This is a genomic window from Streptomyces sp. V4I23, assembly GCF_030817975.1.
Taxonomy (GTDB): domain Bacteria; phylum Actinomycetota; class Actinomycetes; order Streptomycetales; family Streptomycetaceae; genus Streptomyces.
This window is the reverse complement of the sequence record NZ_JAUSZW010000004.1, coordinates 5,231,444-5,246,251: the sequence shown is the minus strand read 5'-3', so window position 1 is coordinate 5,246,251 and position 14,808 is coordinate 5,231,444. Positions and strand designations below refer to the sequence as shown.

The window sequence follows — 14,808 nt, the reverse complement described above, 5'->3', positions numbered from 1 at the left end:
CCCTCCCAGGCGAAGCTCTGGGGGAATGACGCGCGGGGGCCGTCCTCCGGTGTCCGGTCTCAGTCGAAGATCGGCCCCTGCGTGCGGGTGCGCTTGATCTCGTAGAAGCCCGGGATCGACGCCACCAGCAGGGTGCCGTCCCACAGCTTCGCAGCCTCCTCGCCCTTGGGGGCGGGAGTGACGACCGGGCCGAAGAAGGCGATCTGCTCGCCGTCGGCGCCCGGGACCGCGATGACCGGCGTGCCGACCTCCTGGCCGACCTTGCTGATCCCCTCTTCGTGGGAGGCGCGCAGCTCGGCGTCGTACGTGTCCTTGTCGGCGTACTCGGCGAGCGAGACGGGCAGGCCGACGTCCTCCAGCGCCTCGCGGATCGCCGCCTGGGTCGGCCCCTCGCCCTTGTTGTGGAAGCGGGTGCCGAGCGCGGTGTACAGCTTGCCGAGCACCTCCTCGCCGTGCTCCTGCGCGGCGGCGACGACGACCCGCACCGGGCCCCAGGCCTTGGTCGCGAGCATCTCCCGGTACTCCTCAGGGAGCTCGTCCAGCTTGTTCTCGTTCAGCACGGCGAGGCTCATCACGTGCCAGCGGACCTCGACGTCGCGGACCTTCTCGACCTCCAGCATCCAGCGGGAGGTCATCCATGCCCAGGGGCACAGGGGATCGAACCAGAAGTCGACTGGCGTCTTGCCGTTGTCGGACATGTCACTCCTCGCGAAGGTGCGGCGCCCTGCCTGCCTAGGGGCAACGCGACCCGCCCGCGAGGGATTCCCCCGTACCGGCTGCCAGGAGCACATGGGAGGATCGCTCCTGTTCGAACGAGACACGAAGGAGTGCCCGTGCCCGGTGAGAATCTGTCCCGCGACGAGGCCCGCACCCGGGCCGAGCTGCTGACCGTCGACGGGTACGAAGTCGCCCTCGACGTACGGTCCGCGGTCGGGGACGCCGAGGAGGCGGCCGGGCCGCGCACGTTCCGCTCGGTGACGACGATCCGCTTCCGTGCCGCCGAGCCGGGTGCGCCGACCTTCGTGGACCTGATCGCCCCGTCCGTGAGCAGCATCACACTCAACGGCCGGGAGCTCGACCCCGCCGCCGCCTTCGACGGCTCCCGGATCGCGCTCGACTCCGTGGCCGCCGAGAACGTGCTCGTCGTGGACGCGCAGTGCGCCTACAGCCGCACCGGCGAGGGCCTGCACCGCTTCGTCGACCCGGAGGACGGCGAGGTCTACCTCTACACGCAGTACGAGCCGGCCGACGCGCGCCGCGTCTTCGCGAACTTCGAACAGCCCGACCTCAAGGCGCCGTTCCGTTTCGAGGTGACCGCGCCCGAGGGCTGGACCGTGTGGAGCAACGGGGAGGGCGCCCGCGCCGAGGACGGAGTGTGGCACTTCGCCGAGACGCGGCCGATCTCGACGTACATCACGGCGGTCGTCGCCGGCCCGTACCACTACGAGACGGATGTGTACGAGCGGGAGCTCCCCGAGGGCGCCTCCCGGGCCGAAGGCTCCGGGGGCGGCACGGTGCTGCGGATCCCGCTGGGCGCTATGTGCCGCAAGGCTCTGGCCAGGCACTTCGACGCCGACGCCATCTTCCTCGTCACCAAGCAGGGCCTCGACTTCTTCCACGACCACTTCGACTACCCGTACCCGTTCGGGAAGTACGACCAGGCGTTCGTGCCCGAGTACAACCTGGGCGCCATGGAGAACCCCGGCTGTGTGACCTTCCGCGAGGAGTTCGTCTTCCGCGGCAAGGTGACGCAGGCGTCGTACGAGCGCCGGGCGAACGTGATCCTGCACGAGATGGCGCACATGTGGTTCGGCGACCTGGTCACCATGCGCTGGTGGGACGACCTGTGGCTCAAGGAGTCGTTCGCCGACTTCATGGGCTCGTTCTCCATGGTGGAGGCGACCCGCTTCACCAACGGCTGGGTCACCTTCGCCAACAACCGCAAGGCGTGGGCCTACCGCGCGGACCAGCTGCCGTCGACCCACCCGATCACGGCCGACATCCGTGACCTGGAGGACGCCAAGCTCAACTTCGACGGCATCACGTACGCCAAGGGTGCCTCGGTGCTCAAGCAGCTGGTGGCGTACGTGGGCCGGGAGGCGTTCCTGGAGGGGGCGCGGCGCTACTTCAAACGCCACGCGTACGGGAACACCCGCCTCGACGACCTGCTGTCCGTGCTGGAGGAGACCTCCGGACGGGACATGAAGGAGTGGTCGCGCTCCTGGCTGGAGACGTCCGGGGTCGACTCGCTGACGCCGGAGGTCTCGTACGGCGAGGACGGCCGGATCACCGAGCTCGCGATCGCCCAGGACGGCGACACGCTCCGGCCCCACCGGGTGGTGGTCGGCCTGTACCGGATCGAGAACGGGAAGCTCGTGCGGTACGCGAGCGCCGGGGTGGACGTCGTCGGGGCGCGCACGGTGGTGTCCGAACTGGCGGGCACGGAGCGGGCAGGGCTGGTCCTCGTCAACGACGAGGACCTGACGTACTGCAAGGTCCGCTTCGACGAGGACTCGCTGGCGACGCTGCGGGCGCACCTGGGCGACATCGAGGACCCCCTGGCCCGGGCGCTCGCCTGGTCGGCGCTGTGGAACATGACGCGTGACGCGCTGATGCCGGCGCGGGACTTCGTGGACCTGGTGCTGCGGTTCGCCGGGCGCGAGTCGGACATCGGCGTCCTGCAGATGCTGCACGCGTGGACCCGTGCGGCGCTGGTGCACTACGCGGCCCCCGCGTGGCGCGAGGCGGGCTCCCGGCTGCTGGCCGAGGGCGCGCTGGGTGAGCTGCGGCGCGCGGAGCCGGGCACGGAGCACCAGCTGACATGGGCGCGGTTCTTCGCGTCGGTGGCGGCGCGGGACGAGGACTTCCGGCTGCTGTCCGGTCTGCTGGACGGTACGGAGAAGATCGACGGCCTGGACGTGGACCAGGAGCTGCGCTGGGCGTTCCTGGGGCCGCTGGCCGCGCACGGCCGGGCGGACGAGTCCGTGATCGCGGCGGAGCTGGCGCGCGACGACACGGCGTCGGGCAAGCGGCACGAGGTGCGCTGCCTGGCGGCGCGGCCGTCCGCTGCGGTGAAGGCCCAGGCGTGGGCCGCGGTGGTGGAGTCGGACAAGCTGTCCAACGCGCTGGTGGAGGCGACGATCGCGGGCTTCGCCCAGCCCTCGCAGCGTGACCTGGTGGCGCCGTACGCCCCGAAGTACTTCGAGGCGATCGAGCGGGTCTGGTCGGAGCGGTCGATCCAGATCGGGATGGACGTGGTGCGGGGCCTGTACCCGTCGCTCCAGGACTCGCCGGGCACGCTGGCGGCGACGGACGAGTGGCTCGCCGCGCACGAGTCGGCGGCGCCGGCGCTGCGCCGACTGGTCCTCGAGGCCCGCGACGACCTGGCGAGGGCGCTGCGCGCGCAGGAGCGGGACGGGTCGTAGGGGAGGGGTGGCGCTGCGCGGGGCCGTTTCCCGGGGTCCGGGGGCGGAGCCCCCGGTTCGGGAAGGGGCGGGTAGGGGACAAGCCCGCGCAGCGGCCTCCACCGGCGCCTCCATCGGCACTCGAACGCGCGTACTTTAGTGCGGTCTTGTCCCGAAATTCCGACGAGCGTGTAACAGGGGTTAGGGACCCGCTCACCCCCGGGCATTCCCTCCGCATGGAACAGTGCGACACTCCCCTCCCTCTCCCCCTCCACCCCCACCACCTCCCCGAATTCGTCGTGTCCGGCGCCGAGTTGCGCTCACGCGGTGTCACGCCGGGGCGGGCCGCGCAGCAGTGCAGGGCCGGTGGGCCCTGGCAGGTGCTGCTGCCCGGGGTGTACCTCCTGCGATCCGGGCCGGTGACCGGCGAGGAGCGGCTGCGCGCCGCGCTCCTGTACGCCGGGCGGCCCGCGGTCCCCGCCCAGCGGAATGACTCGGCGCCGTACGGCCAGGCGATGGTCACCGGGCTCGCCGCGCTCGCGCTGCACGGGTTCTCCGGCGTTCCCCCGCTGAGCACGCTCGACGTGATCGACGTGCTCGTGCCCCGTACGCGGCGTCTGCGGTCCACCGGATGCGTCCGGCTGGTGCGCGGGCAGGTGCTGCCGATCGCCGAGGAGGCCGGCGGCGTGCCGGTCGCCCCGGTGGCGCGCGCCCTCGCCGACGCCGTCGCCGGGCTGACCGACGCCCCCCGGCGGGTACGGCTGCTGCTGACGGAGGCCGTCCGCCGCGGCTGCGAACCCGCTGCGGTCGTGAGGGAGTTGAGCGACGCCCGGCTGCTCGACCAGCCCCACGTCATGGACGCCGTCGACTTGCTGCTCGCCGAGGGCCGGGCGCTGGCCGAGGGCCGGCTCTACGCGATGGTGCGCGCGAGCGGCCTGCCCGAGCCGCTGTGGAACGTGGATCTGCGGCTGCCCGGCGGCCCCCACCTCGGCGGGGTCGACGCGTACTGGCCGGACCAGGCCGTCGCCGTCGAGCTGGACACACGCGCGCCCCGGCACGACGAGGACGCCCTGCGGTCGGAGTACGCCCACAAGCGGGACGTCCTCGAACGCCTGGGCATCACGGTCGTCCACATCACGCCCCGCAAGCTGCGGGACGCGCCCGAGCAGCAGGCGGTCGTGGTGCGTACGGCCCTGATGGCGGCGGCGGACCGGGAGCCCGCGGCCTATGTGATGGCGCTGCCGCGCTGAGGGACGTGACCGAGCGCCGGCCGGGAGCGCCACAGTTCGAGTCCGATGTCGACCAGGGTGACCCGGTCGAGTCCCGGTACAGCGCCCAGGGCGTGCCATGCGGCCAGATCGGTCGACCCGTTCGTCTCGGACCGCAGTTCACCACCCGTGACGCGGCCCTCGTAGACGATCCTCAGACCCTGGAAGTCGGCGAACATGCCGAGTTTGCGCGGGTAGCGACGGCGCATCGAGTCGATGCCGAGCAGGGCGGTCATCTCCGCCGCGTAGCCGGTCTCCTCCTCGACCTCGCGGACGACGGTGTCCAGGGGGTCCTCACCGTGGTCCATCCCGCCGCCGGGCAGCGTCCACTTCCTGGTGCCGTCACCCGCCACCCAACGGGCGAGCAGGATCTGTTCATCCCGTATGCACACGGCGTACGCCGCCACCCTCAGCTCCCTGTTCATCCGGTGAGGCTACCGGCGGGTCGTCGGGGACGGGCGGGTTCGCCGGGGAGAACTCGGGGCCGGACCAGCGCAGCGGCGACGCCGCCTCGGCGTGCACGACGCCGGACACCGTGAAGCGGACGGTGCGGCCGCCGTCCGGCATGTGCTCGGTGCGGGCCGTGCCGGTGAGCTGGAGCGTGGTCCCGGTGCTCCAGTCGAGCAGCAGCAGTCCGGCCCGCGGGTCGCGCTCCAGGTTGCCGAGGGTCAGGAACATCGCGTTGCCGGGATAGTCCTCCCAGCTCAGCTCGGTAGGCGAGACGACCCGGAGGAAGCCCGGGTTCCCGCCGCGGTGACTCGCGTCGGCGCCGTCGGGTGTGCCCGTGGCGACGAAGAAGGTGTCGGCGGCGCGTACGAAGACCGTGTGGTCGGGGTCGAGGCGTTCGCCGCGCCGCACGGGACCGGCCGGGGGTGTGTCCGCGCCGGTCTCGTACAGCTCCCTCTTCTGGAGGTACTTGGGGCAGTTGGCGAAGACCCGCTCGGTCTCGACGAGCAGCCCGCGGGCGGACGGGCGGACGGTGCCGCCCATCCGCATCCGCCGGCGTGTGCGCGGGTCCAGGACGATCGCGCCGGCCGCCACGGGAGGGCCTGCCAGCGTGCCGGCGAGCGGGTCGTGGCCGGGCACGCTCCCGGCGATCGAGACGTGGTGCGCTCCCGTGGCCCGCAGGAACCCGGGCGGTCCGGTGAGCAGCGAGGCCCACATCCGGCCCGCCTCGTCCGCCGCGCCGAGCACGAGCATGGGCTGCAGGCCGAGGAAGGCCGCGGCGACCGGTTTGATGCCGGAGCCGATCGAGCGTCCGACGTGCGCGGCCTGCTCCCGCACGCCGACGCGGCGCTGCACGGCGAGGGAGCCGTGGTGGTAGGGGCCCGGTGCGAGGTCCATGGGAGTCAGCTCCTGAGGGCGGCGGCGGACGGCCTAGAAGAAGCCGCAGGTGGGCGCTGCGGCACTGGGTGCGGGCGCCTCCTCGGCGCCTGACGGCGCGTAGATCTCCAGCCGGGTGCCGTCGGGGTCGTGGAAGAAGATGCCGCCGGACGCCGCGTCTTCCCGGTGGGCGACGACGCCGTCGTGGGCGAAGTCGACGCCGAGGTCCTTCAGGCGCGCCTCGGCGGCACGGACCTCGTCGATGGACGCGGCCTCGAAGGCGAGGTGGTGCAGCCCCGCGCGGGTGGCCTCGAAGGCGGATTCGGCCTGCTGCCACAGGGTGAGGACGAGGGTGCCGTCGCGGCCGAGGAAGGCGAAGCGCCGGCCGTCCTCCTTGCCCTCGCCGATGACGTCGAAGCCGAGGGTGTCGGCGTAGAAGGGGAGCGACCGGCCGAGGTCGGTCACGTTGAGGCCGATGTGGCCGCTGGCAAGCGCGCTGCTGGACGTCATGGAAGACCTCTCTGCGTCGTGCGGTTCCGCCTCGATGGCTAACCGCTCAGAGTCAATTTAACGGTTAGGGTCGAGAGGTGCAACCGGCCACGTACCCTTGAGGGGTTAGACGCAACGGAGCGAAGGAACACGCATGACCGCCGCCGACCCACGCCCCCTCCTCGGCGAGCCGGTCTCGCTCGACCTCCTCAACACCCGCTGGATGCAGGACGGCGAGCTCCAGGACCTGCTCGAGGACACCGGCGGGCTGGAGATCTGGCTGCGGACGAACGGTCTCGCGGACCGGTTCGCCGCCGACGCGGCCACGCTGGAGAACACCCTCGTCGCCCGGGACGCACTGGCCGCGCTGGTCGACCGCACGGACGCGAAGGCCGCCGCACGCGTCGACGCCGTCCTCGCACACGGCCGCATCCGCGCCACGCTGACGGACGAAGGCCCCGGCGAGGAGGCGGAGTTCACCGACCCGGCCTGGGGGCCCGGCTGGATCGCGGCCCGCGGCCACCTCGACCTGCTGCGCACCGCGCCCGACCGGATCCGCGCCTGCGCGCACGACGCCTGCGTCCTGCACTTCTTCGACACGTCGCGCAACGGCACCCGCCGCTGGTGCTCCATGGCCCTGTGCGGCAACCGGGCGAAGGCCTCGCGCCATTACGCGCGGACCCGCGAGGGGTGAACGGCGGGCGGCATCGCCTGATTTGACCGCGCTGACGCATCCGGCGCGCTGGCGGATCTCCGCCACGTCGGCTTCACGACTCGATCAAGTCTCCACAAACCGCTGTTCTTTACGAAAGGCTGAGCGGTCATCCGGTACCGAATTCCGGACCCTCTCTTCCACGAACAGGGATGCAGATGACCCCCCAGCCCCAGAGCTCCAGCACAGAGCGCTCCGTACCCGGGCACAGACGCGCCGCCCGGGTGGCGGCGGCCGCCTCGCTCGTGGCCGCACTGGCCGCAGCGGGCGTCGTCCCGGCCGTCGCCTCGGCGCCCGTCGACGACCCCTCGGCCACCAAGGGCCTCAGGACCGCGGCGTCCCCCACGGACAAGCTCGGCACGGCCGACGCCGAACTGCTCGCCGAGGCCGAGGCCGACGGCAGCAAGACCGTGACCGTCATGGTCGCCACCGCCCCCGGGGAGACCGAGCAGGTCGCCGGCCGGCTCGACGCGGTCGAGGGCGCCACGGTCGGCAGGACGTTCGACAAGCTCGGCTACGTCCGTGCGACGCTGCCCACCGCCGAGGCCGAGGACGCCCTAACGGCAGTGGCCAAGCTCTCCAGCGTCCACGGCATCGACCTCAAGCACGAGATCGAGCTGGACGACCCGACGCCGGCCGGCGACCGCGCCGAGGGAGCGGCCACCGCGGCCGCGGGCACCTACCCGGCTCCCGGCAAGGACACGCCCGCCGAGAACCCGTACAACCCGTCCTTCGAGACGGGTGCGGTCGAGTTCGTCGAGGACAATCCCGAGGCCGACGGCCGAGGGGTCACCATCGGCATCCTGGACTCGGGCGTCGACCTCGGGCACCCCGCGCTGCAGAAGACCACCACCGGCGAGCGCAAGATCGTCGACTGGGTCACGGCGACCGACCCGGTGGCCGACGGCGACGGCACCTGGCTGCGGATGGACACCTCCGTCAGCGGCCCGACGTTCACCGCCGGCGGCCGCACCTGGTCCGCCCCGGCCGGGTCGTACGGCTTCCAGACCTTCGCCGAGTCCGCCACCCGTGGCGGCGACATGGCCGGAGACCTCAACCGTGACGGCGACACCACGGACAAGTGGGGTGTGCTGTACGACGCGGGCACCCGCACCGCCCGGGTGGACCTGAACAGCGACGGCGACTTCACCAACGACACCGTCATGAAGCCGTACAAGAACGGCTTCCAGGTCGGCTACTTCGGCACCGACAACCCGGCGACCGACGTCGTCGAGCGCATCCCGTTCGTGATCGAGGTCCGCAAGGACGTCGTCCACAACGCCGCCGGCGCCAAGGCCGACTACGTCAGCATCGGAGTGATCGAGGGCTCGCACGGCACCCACGTCGCCGGCATCACCGCCGCCCACGGCCTCTTCGGCGGCGAGATGAACGGCGCCGCGCCCGGCGCCAAGCTCGTCTCCTCGCGCGCGTGCACCTGGTCCGGCGGCTGCACCAACGTGGCCCTGACCGAGGGCATGGCCGACCTGGTCATCAATCGCGGCGTGGACATCGTCAACATGTCCATAGGGGGCCTGCCCGCGCTCAACGACGGCAACAACGCCCGCGCGGAGCTCTACACCCGCCTGATCGACACCTACGGCGTCCAGCTGGTCGTCTCGGCCGGCAACAGCGGCCCCGGCGTCAACACCATCGGCGACCCGTCCCTGGCCGACAAGGTCATCAGCGTCGGCGCCACCATCTCCCGTGAGACCTGGGCCGCGAACTACGGCTCGGTCGTGGAGAAGAAGTACGCGATGCTGCCCTTCTCCTCCCGCGGTCCGCGCGAGGACGGCGGTTTCACGCCGACCCTGAGCGCGCCCGGCGCCGCCATCAACACCACGCAGACCTGGGCGCCCGGCGGCCCGGTCGCCGAGGCGGGCTACCGGCTCCCGCCGGGCTACTCGATGCTCCAGGGCACCTCGATGGCCTCCCCGCAGGCCGCGGGCGCGGCCGCGCTGCTGATCTCGGCGGCCAAGCAGAACGACGTCGAGCTGACCCCGGCGAAGCTGCGCACGGCGCTCGTCAGCACCGCCGACCACATCCGCGGCACGCAGGCGCACGAGGAAGGCGCCGGCCTGATCAACATCGTGGACGCCTGGGACGCCATCGAGGACGGTGCGACCGCCCACGAGTACAGCGTCAAGGCCCCGGTCGACACCGCGATCGACCAGTTCCTGAAGACCCCGGGCTTCGGCACCGGTCTGTACGACCGTGAGGGCGGCCTCGAGGCCGGCGGGAAGAAGACGTACGACGTCGTCGTCACCCGCACCACGGGCCCGGACCGTCCGGTGCGGCACGAGCTGCACTTCGAGAACAACGACGGCACCTTCAGGATCGTCGGTGACGACGAGGTGGCGCTCCCGCTGAACCGGCCGGTCACCGTCAAGGTCGCCGCGGCGCCCCGGTCCGCCGGTGTGCACAGCGCGATCCTGGAGGTCGACGACCACCGGACCGAGGGCATCGACAAGCAGGTCCTCACCACGGTGGTCGCCTCGCACGAGCTGGCGCGGCCCTCGTACACGCTGTCCGCGTCCGGCTCGGTGCAGCGCAACAGCCACAAGTCCTACTTCGTCACCGTTCCGAAGGGTGCGAAGAGCCTGGAGATCGCGCTCGGCGGTCTCGCGGCGGGCAGCCAGACCCGGTTCGTCTCCCTCCACCCGTACGGTGTGCCGTCGGACCCGACGTCGACGGTGAACTGCTACCCGAACTACACCAACCCGGCGAACACCTGCCGCCCCGACCTGCGGTCGTACGCGAACCCGCAGCCGGGCGTCTGGGAGGTCGAGGTCGAGTCGCGCCGTACGTCGCCGCTGCTCGACAACCCGTACCGGCTGGACGTCGCCGTGCTCGGCGCCTCCTTCGACCCGGCCGTCCAGACCCTGGCCGAGGCGAAGATCGGCACCCCGGCCGCGGTGCGGTGGAACGTGACCAACGGCTTCGCCGCCATCGACGGCAAGCTGGCCGGCGGCTCGCTCGGCTCCTCGAAGGTCGCCAAGCCGACGATCGCCCACCGCGAGAAGCAGACGACCACGGTCGTCATCGGCGAGGGCGTCGAGCGCTTCGACGTCGCCATCGGCAACGTCTCCGACAAGGCCGCCGACCTCGACCTCGCGGTCAAGAAGGACGGCGTGACGGTCGGCTCGTCCGCGGACGGCGACTCGGAGGAGGCGGTCAGCCTGGTGAAGCCGGCGGCCGGTACGTACACCATCGAGGTCGACGGCTACTCGGTCCCGGCCAAGACCACGACGTACGACTACCGCGACGTCTACTTCGCGCCCTCGCTCGGCCAGGTCAAGGTCGGCGCGGACCCCGTGAAGCTCGCCAACGGCGCGACCGCGCAGGTCGCCGCCGAGGTCCTGGTGAACAGCGCGGCTCCCGAGGGACGGCAGTTCTTCGGCGAGGTGCGGCTGCTGAACGCGCGCGGCACGGCCGCGGGCACCGGCAGCGTCGTGATCGGGAAGGTCACACCATAACGGTGTGATGCCGTGGGAGGGCGGGCATCCGAGAGGGTGCCCGCCCTTCCGTGTGTGTGGCGTGCGTCCCGTTCCGCGGACAATCGATTGGACAAGGCGGCCGGGGACATACGCATCATGGAGCGGCACCCCATGCCGCAAGAAGGTGCACAAACGTACGGAGGAGTCCCCGTGAAGGTCGGAATCGTCGGAGCCACCGGGCAGGTCGGCACGGTCATGCGCAAGATCCTTGCCGAGCGGAAGTTCCCGGTCGACGAGCTCAGGCTCTTCGCCTCCGCCCGTTCGGCGGGCTCCACCATCGCGTGGGAGGGCCGTGAGATTACGGTCGAGGACGCCTCCACGGCGGACTACACCGGACTGGACATCGTCCTGTTCTCGGCCGGCGGCGCGACCTCCAAGGCGCTCGCCGAGAAGGTCGCCTCGCAGGGCCCGGTCGTGATCGACAACTCCTCGGCCTGGCGCCGCGACCCCGAGGTGCCGCTCGTCGTGTCCGAAGTGAACCCGCACGCGATCAAGGACCGCCCCAAGGGGATCATCGCCAACCCGAACTGCACCACCATGGCCGCGATGCCGGTCCTCAAGCCGCTGCACCAGGAGGCCGGCCTCCTCTCGATGGTCGCGACCACCTACCAGGCCGTTTCCGGATCCGGTCTCGCGGGCGTCGCGGAGCTGGACGACCAGGTCAAGGCGGTCGCCGACCGTGCCGCCGAGCTGACGCACGACGGCGAGGCCGTCGTCTTCCCCGAGCCGGGCGTCTACAAGCGCACCATCGCCTTCAACGTCCTGCCGCTCGCCGGCAACCTCGTGGACGACGGCTCCCACGAGACGGACGAGGAGCAGAAGCTCCGCAACGAGTCCCGCAAGATCCTGGAGATCCCGGAGCTCAAGGTCTCGGGCACCTGTGTGCGCGTGCCGGTCTTCTCGGGCCACTCGCTTCAGGTCAACGTCCGCTTCGAGCGTCCGATCGGCGTGGAGCGCGCGTACGAGCTGCTGAAGGACGCGCCGGGCGTCGAGCTCTCCGAGATCCCGACCCCGCTCCAGGCGGCCGGCAAGGACGCCTCGTACGTGGGTCGCATCCGCGTGGACGAGACGGTGGACAACGGCCTGGCGCTGTTCGTGTCCAACGACAACCTCCGCAAGGGCGCGGCGCTGAACGCCGTGCAGATCGCGGAGCTGGTCGCGGACGAGCTGCGCGGCTGAAGGCCCTGATCGGAGCCGAGGGGGCGATCACCGGAAGGTGATCGCCCCCTTGTGCGTGCCATGGCGGGCTGCCGCCGTGACGTCCCTGGTCAGAGGCCGGGCGCGGGCGGAGCGGGAGATCACCGCCGATGGCCGGCACCCTGTGCGGCGGCGCGGTGACCGGGTCGAAATCTCCTGGGCGGAGCCCCTTGGGCGCGTGGAAGGATGGCCGCAAACATCGCAGACCGAGGAGATGACCGGGTGCCTGGCACAAACCTGACCCGTGAAGAGGCGCAGCAGCGGGCGCGCCTGCTCACCGTTGACTCGTACGAGATCGATCTCGATCTCTCCGGGGCGCAGGACGGCGGGACCTACCGGTCCGAGACCACCGTGCGCTTCGCGTCCGCCGAGGACGGTGCGGAGACCTTCATCGACCTGGTCGCCCCCGCCGTGCACGAGGTCGTGCTGAACGGGAAGTCGCTCGACGTCGCCGCGGTCTTCCGGGACTCGCGGATCACGCTGAAGCACCTGCAGGCGGGCGACAACGAGCTGAGGGTCGTCGCCGACTGCTCGTACACCAACACGGGCGAGGGCCTGCACCGCTTTGTCGACCCCGTCGACGGGCAGGCCTACCTCTACACCCAGTTCGAGGTGCCGGACGCGCGCCGCGTCTTCGCCAGCTTCGAGCAGCCCGACCTCAAGGCGACCTTCCGGTTCACCGTGAAGGCGCCCGAGGGCTGGACCGTGATCTCCAATGCGCCGACGCCGGAGCCGCAGGGCGACATCTGGCGCTTCGAGCCGACGCCGCGCATCTCGACGTACATCACGGCCCTGATCGCCGGGCCGTACCACAGCGTGCACAGCTCGTACGAGAAGGACGGGCAGTCCGTCCCGCTCGGCATCTACTGCCGCCCCTCGCTGGCCGAGTTCCTGGACGCGGACGCGATCTTCGAGGTCACGCGGCAGGGCTTCGACTGGTTCCAGGAGAAGTTCGACTACGCCTACCCGTTCGCGAAGTACGACCAGCTCTTCGTGCCGGAGTTCAACGCGGGCGCGATGGAGAACGCGGGCGCGGTGACCATCCGCGACCAGTACGTCTTCCGTTCGAAGGTGACGGACGCGGCGTACGAGGTGCGGGCGGAGACGATCCTGCACGAACTCGCCCACATGTGGTTCGGCGACCTCGTCACCATGGAGTGGTGGAACGACCTGTGGCTGAACGAGTCGTTCGCCACCTACACCTCGATCGCGTGCCAGGCGTACGCGCCGGGCTCGAAGTGGCCGCACTCGTGGACCACGTTCGCGAACTCGATGAAGACCTGGGCGTACCGGCAGGACCAGCTGCCGTCGACGCACCCGATCATGGCCGAGATCCGCGACCTCGACGACGTTCTCGTGAACTTCGACGGCATCACGTACGCCAAGGGTGCGTCGGTTCTCAAGCAGCTCGTCGCCTACGTCGGCATGGACGAGTTCTTCCGGGGCGTGCAGGCGTACTTCAAGGCGCACGCCTTCGGCAACACGCGGCTGTCGGACCTGCTGGGGGCGCTGGAGGAGACCAGCGGCCGGGACCTGAAGACCTGGTCGAAGGCGTGGCTGGAGACGGCCGGCATCAACATCCTGCGGCCCGAGATCGCCACGGACGGCTCGGGAGTCGTCACCGGCTTCGCGGTGAAGCAGGAGGCCCCGGCGCTTCCCGCGGGCGCCAAGGGCGAGCCCGTCCTGCGGCCGCACCGGATCGCGATCGGCCTCTACGACCTGGACGGGTCCGGCAAGCTGGTGCGCACCGAGCGCGTCGAGCTGGACGTCGACGGTGAACTGACCGAGGTCCCGGACCTGGTGGGCAGGACCCGCCCCGCCGTCGTCCTGCTCAACGACGACGACCTGTCGTACGCGAAGGTCCGTCTCGACGAGGAGTCCCTGCGGAACGTCACCCAGCACCTGGGCGACTTCACCGAGTCCCTGCCGCGCGCGCTGTGCTGGGCCTCGGCCTGGGACATGACCCGCGACGGCGAGCTCGCCACCCGCGACTACCTGGCGCTGGTCCTGTCCGGGATCGGCAAGGAGTCCGACATCGGTGTGGTCCAGTCGCTGCACCGCCAGGTCAAGCTGGCCATCGACCTGTACGCGGCGCCCGCCTGGCGCGAGACCGGCCTGACCCAGTGGACGGACGCGACGCTGGCGCACCTGAGGGCGGCGGAGCCGGGCAGTGACCACCAGCTGGCCTGGGCACGGGCGTTCGCCGCGACCGCGCGCACGCCGCAGCAGCTGGACCTGCTCCAGGCGCTGCTCGACGGCACCGAGACGATCGAGGGCCTGGCCGTCGACACGGAGCTGCGCTGGGCGTTCGTGGAGCGGCTGGCGGCGACGGGCGTCTTCGACGAGGACGAGATCGCCGGCGAGTACGAGCGGGACAGGACCGCGGCCGGTGAGCGGCACGCGGCCACCGCGCGGGCCGCGCGTCCGACGCCGGAGGCCAAGGCGGAGGCATGGGCGTCGGTCGTCGAGTCCCCTGCGTCCGATTCAGGGGCAGCGCTGCCGAACGCCGTGCAGGAGGCGGTGATCGGCGGCTTCGTCCAGACCGACCAGCGCGATCTGCTCGCTCCCTACACGGAGAAGTACTTCGAGGCGGTCAAGGGCGTGTGGGAGTCCCGCAGCCACGAGATGGCGCAGCAGGTCGCCGTCGGTCTCTACCCCTCGCTCCAGGTCTCGCAGGACACGCTGGACGCCACCGACTCCTGGCTGAAGGCGACCGAGCCCAACGCGGCGCTGCGCAGGCTCGTCTCGGAGTCGCGTGCGGGCGTCGAGCGTGCGCTGAAGGCGCAGGCGGCGGACGCGGCAGCGGCAGCGGAGTGACACAAGAGGAATAGAAACCTCTCCAACTGGCGGCGCGCCGGGGCCCGTTCGGCCCGGCGCGCCTCCTTGTATTTTCGGCCGTCGACAACGCGCCAGACCCAAGC

10 protein-coding genes are annotated in these 14,808 nt (G+C 71.3%); 6 read left to right on the top strand and 4 right to left on the bottom strand.

The genetic code is table 11. The features are described 5' to 3' along the window. Positions 1–59 precede the first annotated feature (59 nt). Complete coding sequence (locus QFZ82_RS26130; RefSeq protein WP_307715481.1) at positions 60–698, bottom strand: DsbA family protein; 639 nt, start codon at positions 696–698, stop codon at positions 60–62. Positions 699–833: 135 nt separating this feature from the next. Here QFZ82_RS26130 and pepN (QFZ82_RS26125) point away from each other — a divergent pair, with 135 nt between their 5' ends. Next, positions 834–3,425 (top strand): aminopeptidase N, encoded by a 2,592-nt coding sequence (gene pepN, locus QFZ82_RS26125; protein ID WP_307715480.1) that lies wholly within the window; start codon positions 834–836, stop codon positions 3,423–3,425. Between the two features lie 215 nt (positions 3,426–3,640). Next, positions 3,641–4,654, top strand: coding sequence for a hypothetical protein (locus tag QFZ82_RS26120; RefSeq protein WP_307715479.1), 1,014 nt, complete (start codon positions 3,641–3,643; stop codon positions 4,652–4,654). Here QFZ82_RS26120 and QFZ82_RS26115 read toward each other — a convergent pair. The 3 genes from QFZ82_RS26115 to QFZ82_RS26105 are packed head-to-tail and all read right to left on the bottom strand — an operon-like array spanning position 4,630 to position 6,505. Further along, on the bottom strand, positions 4,630–5,097 hold the full coding sequence (locus QFZ82_RS26115) for an NUDIX hydrolase (RefSeq protein WP_307715478.1): 468 nt from the start codon (positions 5,095–5,097) through the stop codon (positions 4,630–4,632). The two genes, QFZ82_RS26120 and QFZ82_RS26115, sit on opposite strands and share 25 nt — an antisense overlap. Continuing rightward, a complete protein-coding gene (locus QFZ82_RS26110) occupies positions 5,048–6,016 on the bottom strand; it encodes a pyridoxamine 5'-phosphate oxidase family protein (RefSeq protein WP_307715477.1) in 969 nt (322 codons plus the stop codon). The genes QFZ82_RS26115 and QFZ82_RS26110 overlap by 50 nt, the downstream gene beginning before the upstream one ends. Positions 6,017–6,049: 33 nt before the next feature. Further along, positions 6,050–6,505, bottom strand: a complete 456-nt coding sequence (locus tag QFZ82_RS26105; RefSeq protein ID WP_307715476.1) for a VOC family protein — start codon at positions 6,503–6,505, stop codon at positions 6,050–6,052. A gap of 133 nt (positions 6,506–6,638) precedes the next feature. Here QFZ82_RS26105 and QFZ82_RS26100 point away from each other — a divergent pair, with 133 nt between their 5' ends. The 4 genes from QFZ82_RS26100 (at position 6,639) to pepN (QFZ82_RS26085) (ending at position 14,704) form a co-directional block, all read left to right on the top strand. Continuing rightward, positions 6,639–7,178 (top strand): CGNR zinc finger domain-containing protein, encoded by a 540-nt coding sequence (locus QFZ82_RS26100; protein WP_307715475.1) that lies wholly within the window; start codon positions 6,639–6,641, stop codon positions 7,176–7,178. Between the two features lie 176 nt (positions 7,179–7,354). Beyond that, positions 7,355–10,669 carry a S8 family serine peptidase gene (locus QFZ82_RS26095; RefSeq protein WP_307715474.1) on the top strand — a complete coding sequence of 1,105 codons (3,315 nt, stop codon included), beginning with the start codon at positions 7,355–7,357 and terminating at the stop codon, positions 10,667–10,669. Positions 10,670–10,840: 171 nt separating this feature from the next. Further along, positions 10,841–11,869: an aspartate-semialdehyde dehydrogenase gene (locus QFZ82_RS26090; protein WP_307715473.1), complete on the top strand. Its 1,029-nt coding sequence runs from the start codon at positions 10,841–10,843 to the stop codon at positions 11,867–11,869. 240 nt (positions 11,870–12,109) lie between these two features. Further along, complete coding sequence (gene pepN, locus QFZ82_RS26085; protein ID WP_307715472.1) at positions 12,110–14,704, top strand: aminopeptidase N; 2,595 nt, start codon at positions 12,110–12,112, stop codon at positions 14,702–14,704. The last annotated feature ends 104 nt before the right edge of the window (positions 14,705–14,808 follow it).

Excerpts from the sequence above, each read along its gene's own strand:
- QFZ82_RS26130 (WP_307715481.1), bottom strand. The coding sequence starts at position 698 with ATGTCCGACAACGGCAAGACGCCAGTCGACTTCTGGTTCGATCCCCTG.
- QFZ82_RS26120 (WP_307715479.1), top strand. The coding sequence starts at position 3,641 with ATGGAACAGTGCGACACTCCCCTCCCTCTCCCCCTCCACCCCCACCAC.
- QFZ82_RS26115 (WP_307715478.1), bottom strand. The coding sequence starts at position 5,097 with ATGAACAGGGAGCTGAGGGTGGCGGCGTACGCCGTGTGCATACGGGAT.
- QFZ82_RS26110 (WP_307715477.1), bottom strand. The coding sequence starts at position 6,016 with ATGGACCTCGCACCGGGCCCCTACCACCACGGCTCCCTCGCCGTGCAG.
- QFZ82_RS26105 (WP_307715476.1), bottom strand. The coding sequence starts at position 6,505 with ATGACGTCCAGCAGCGCGCTTGCCAGCGGCCACATCGGCCTCAACGTG.
- QFZ82_RS26100 (WP_307715475.1), top strand. The coding sequence starts at position 6,639 with ATGACCGCCGCCGACCCACGCCCCCTCCTCGGCGAGCCGGTCTCGCTC.
- QFZ82_RS26095 (WP_307715474.1), top strand. The coding sequence starts at position 7,355 with ATGACCCCCCAGCCCCAGAGCTCCAGCACAGAGCGCTCCGTACCCGGG.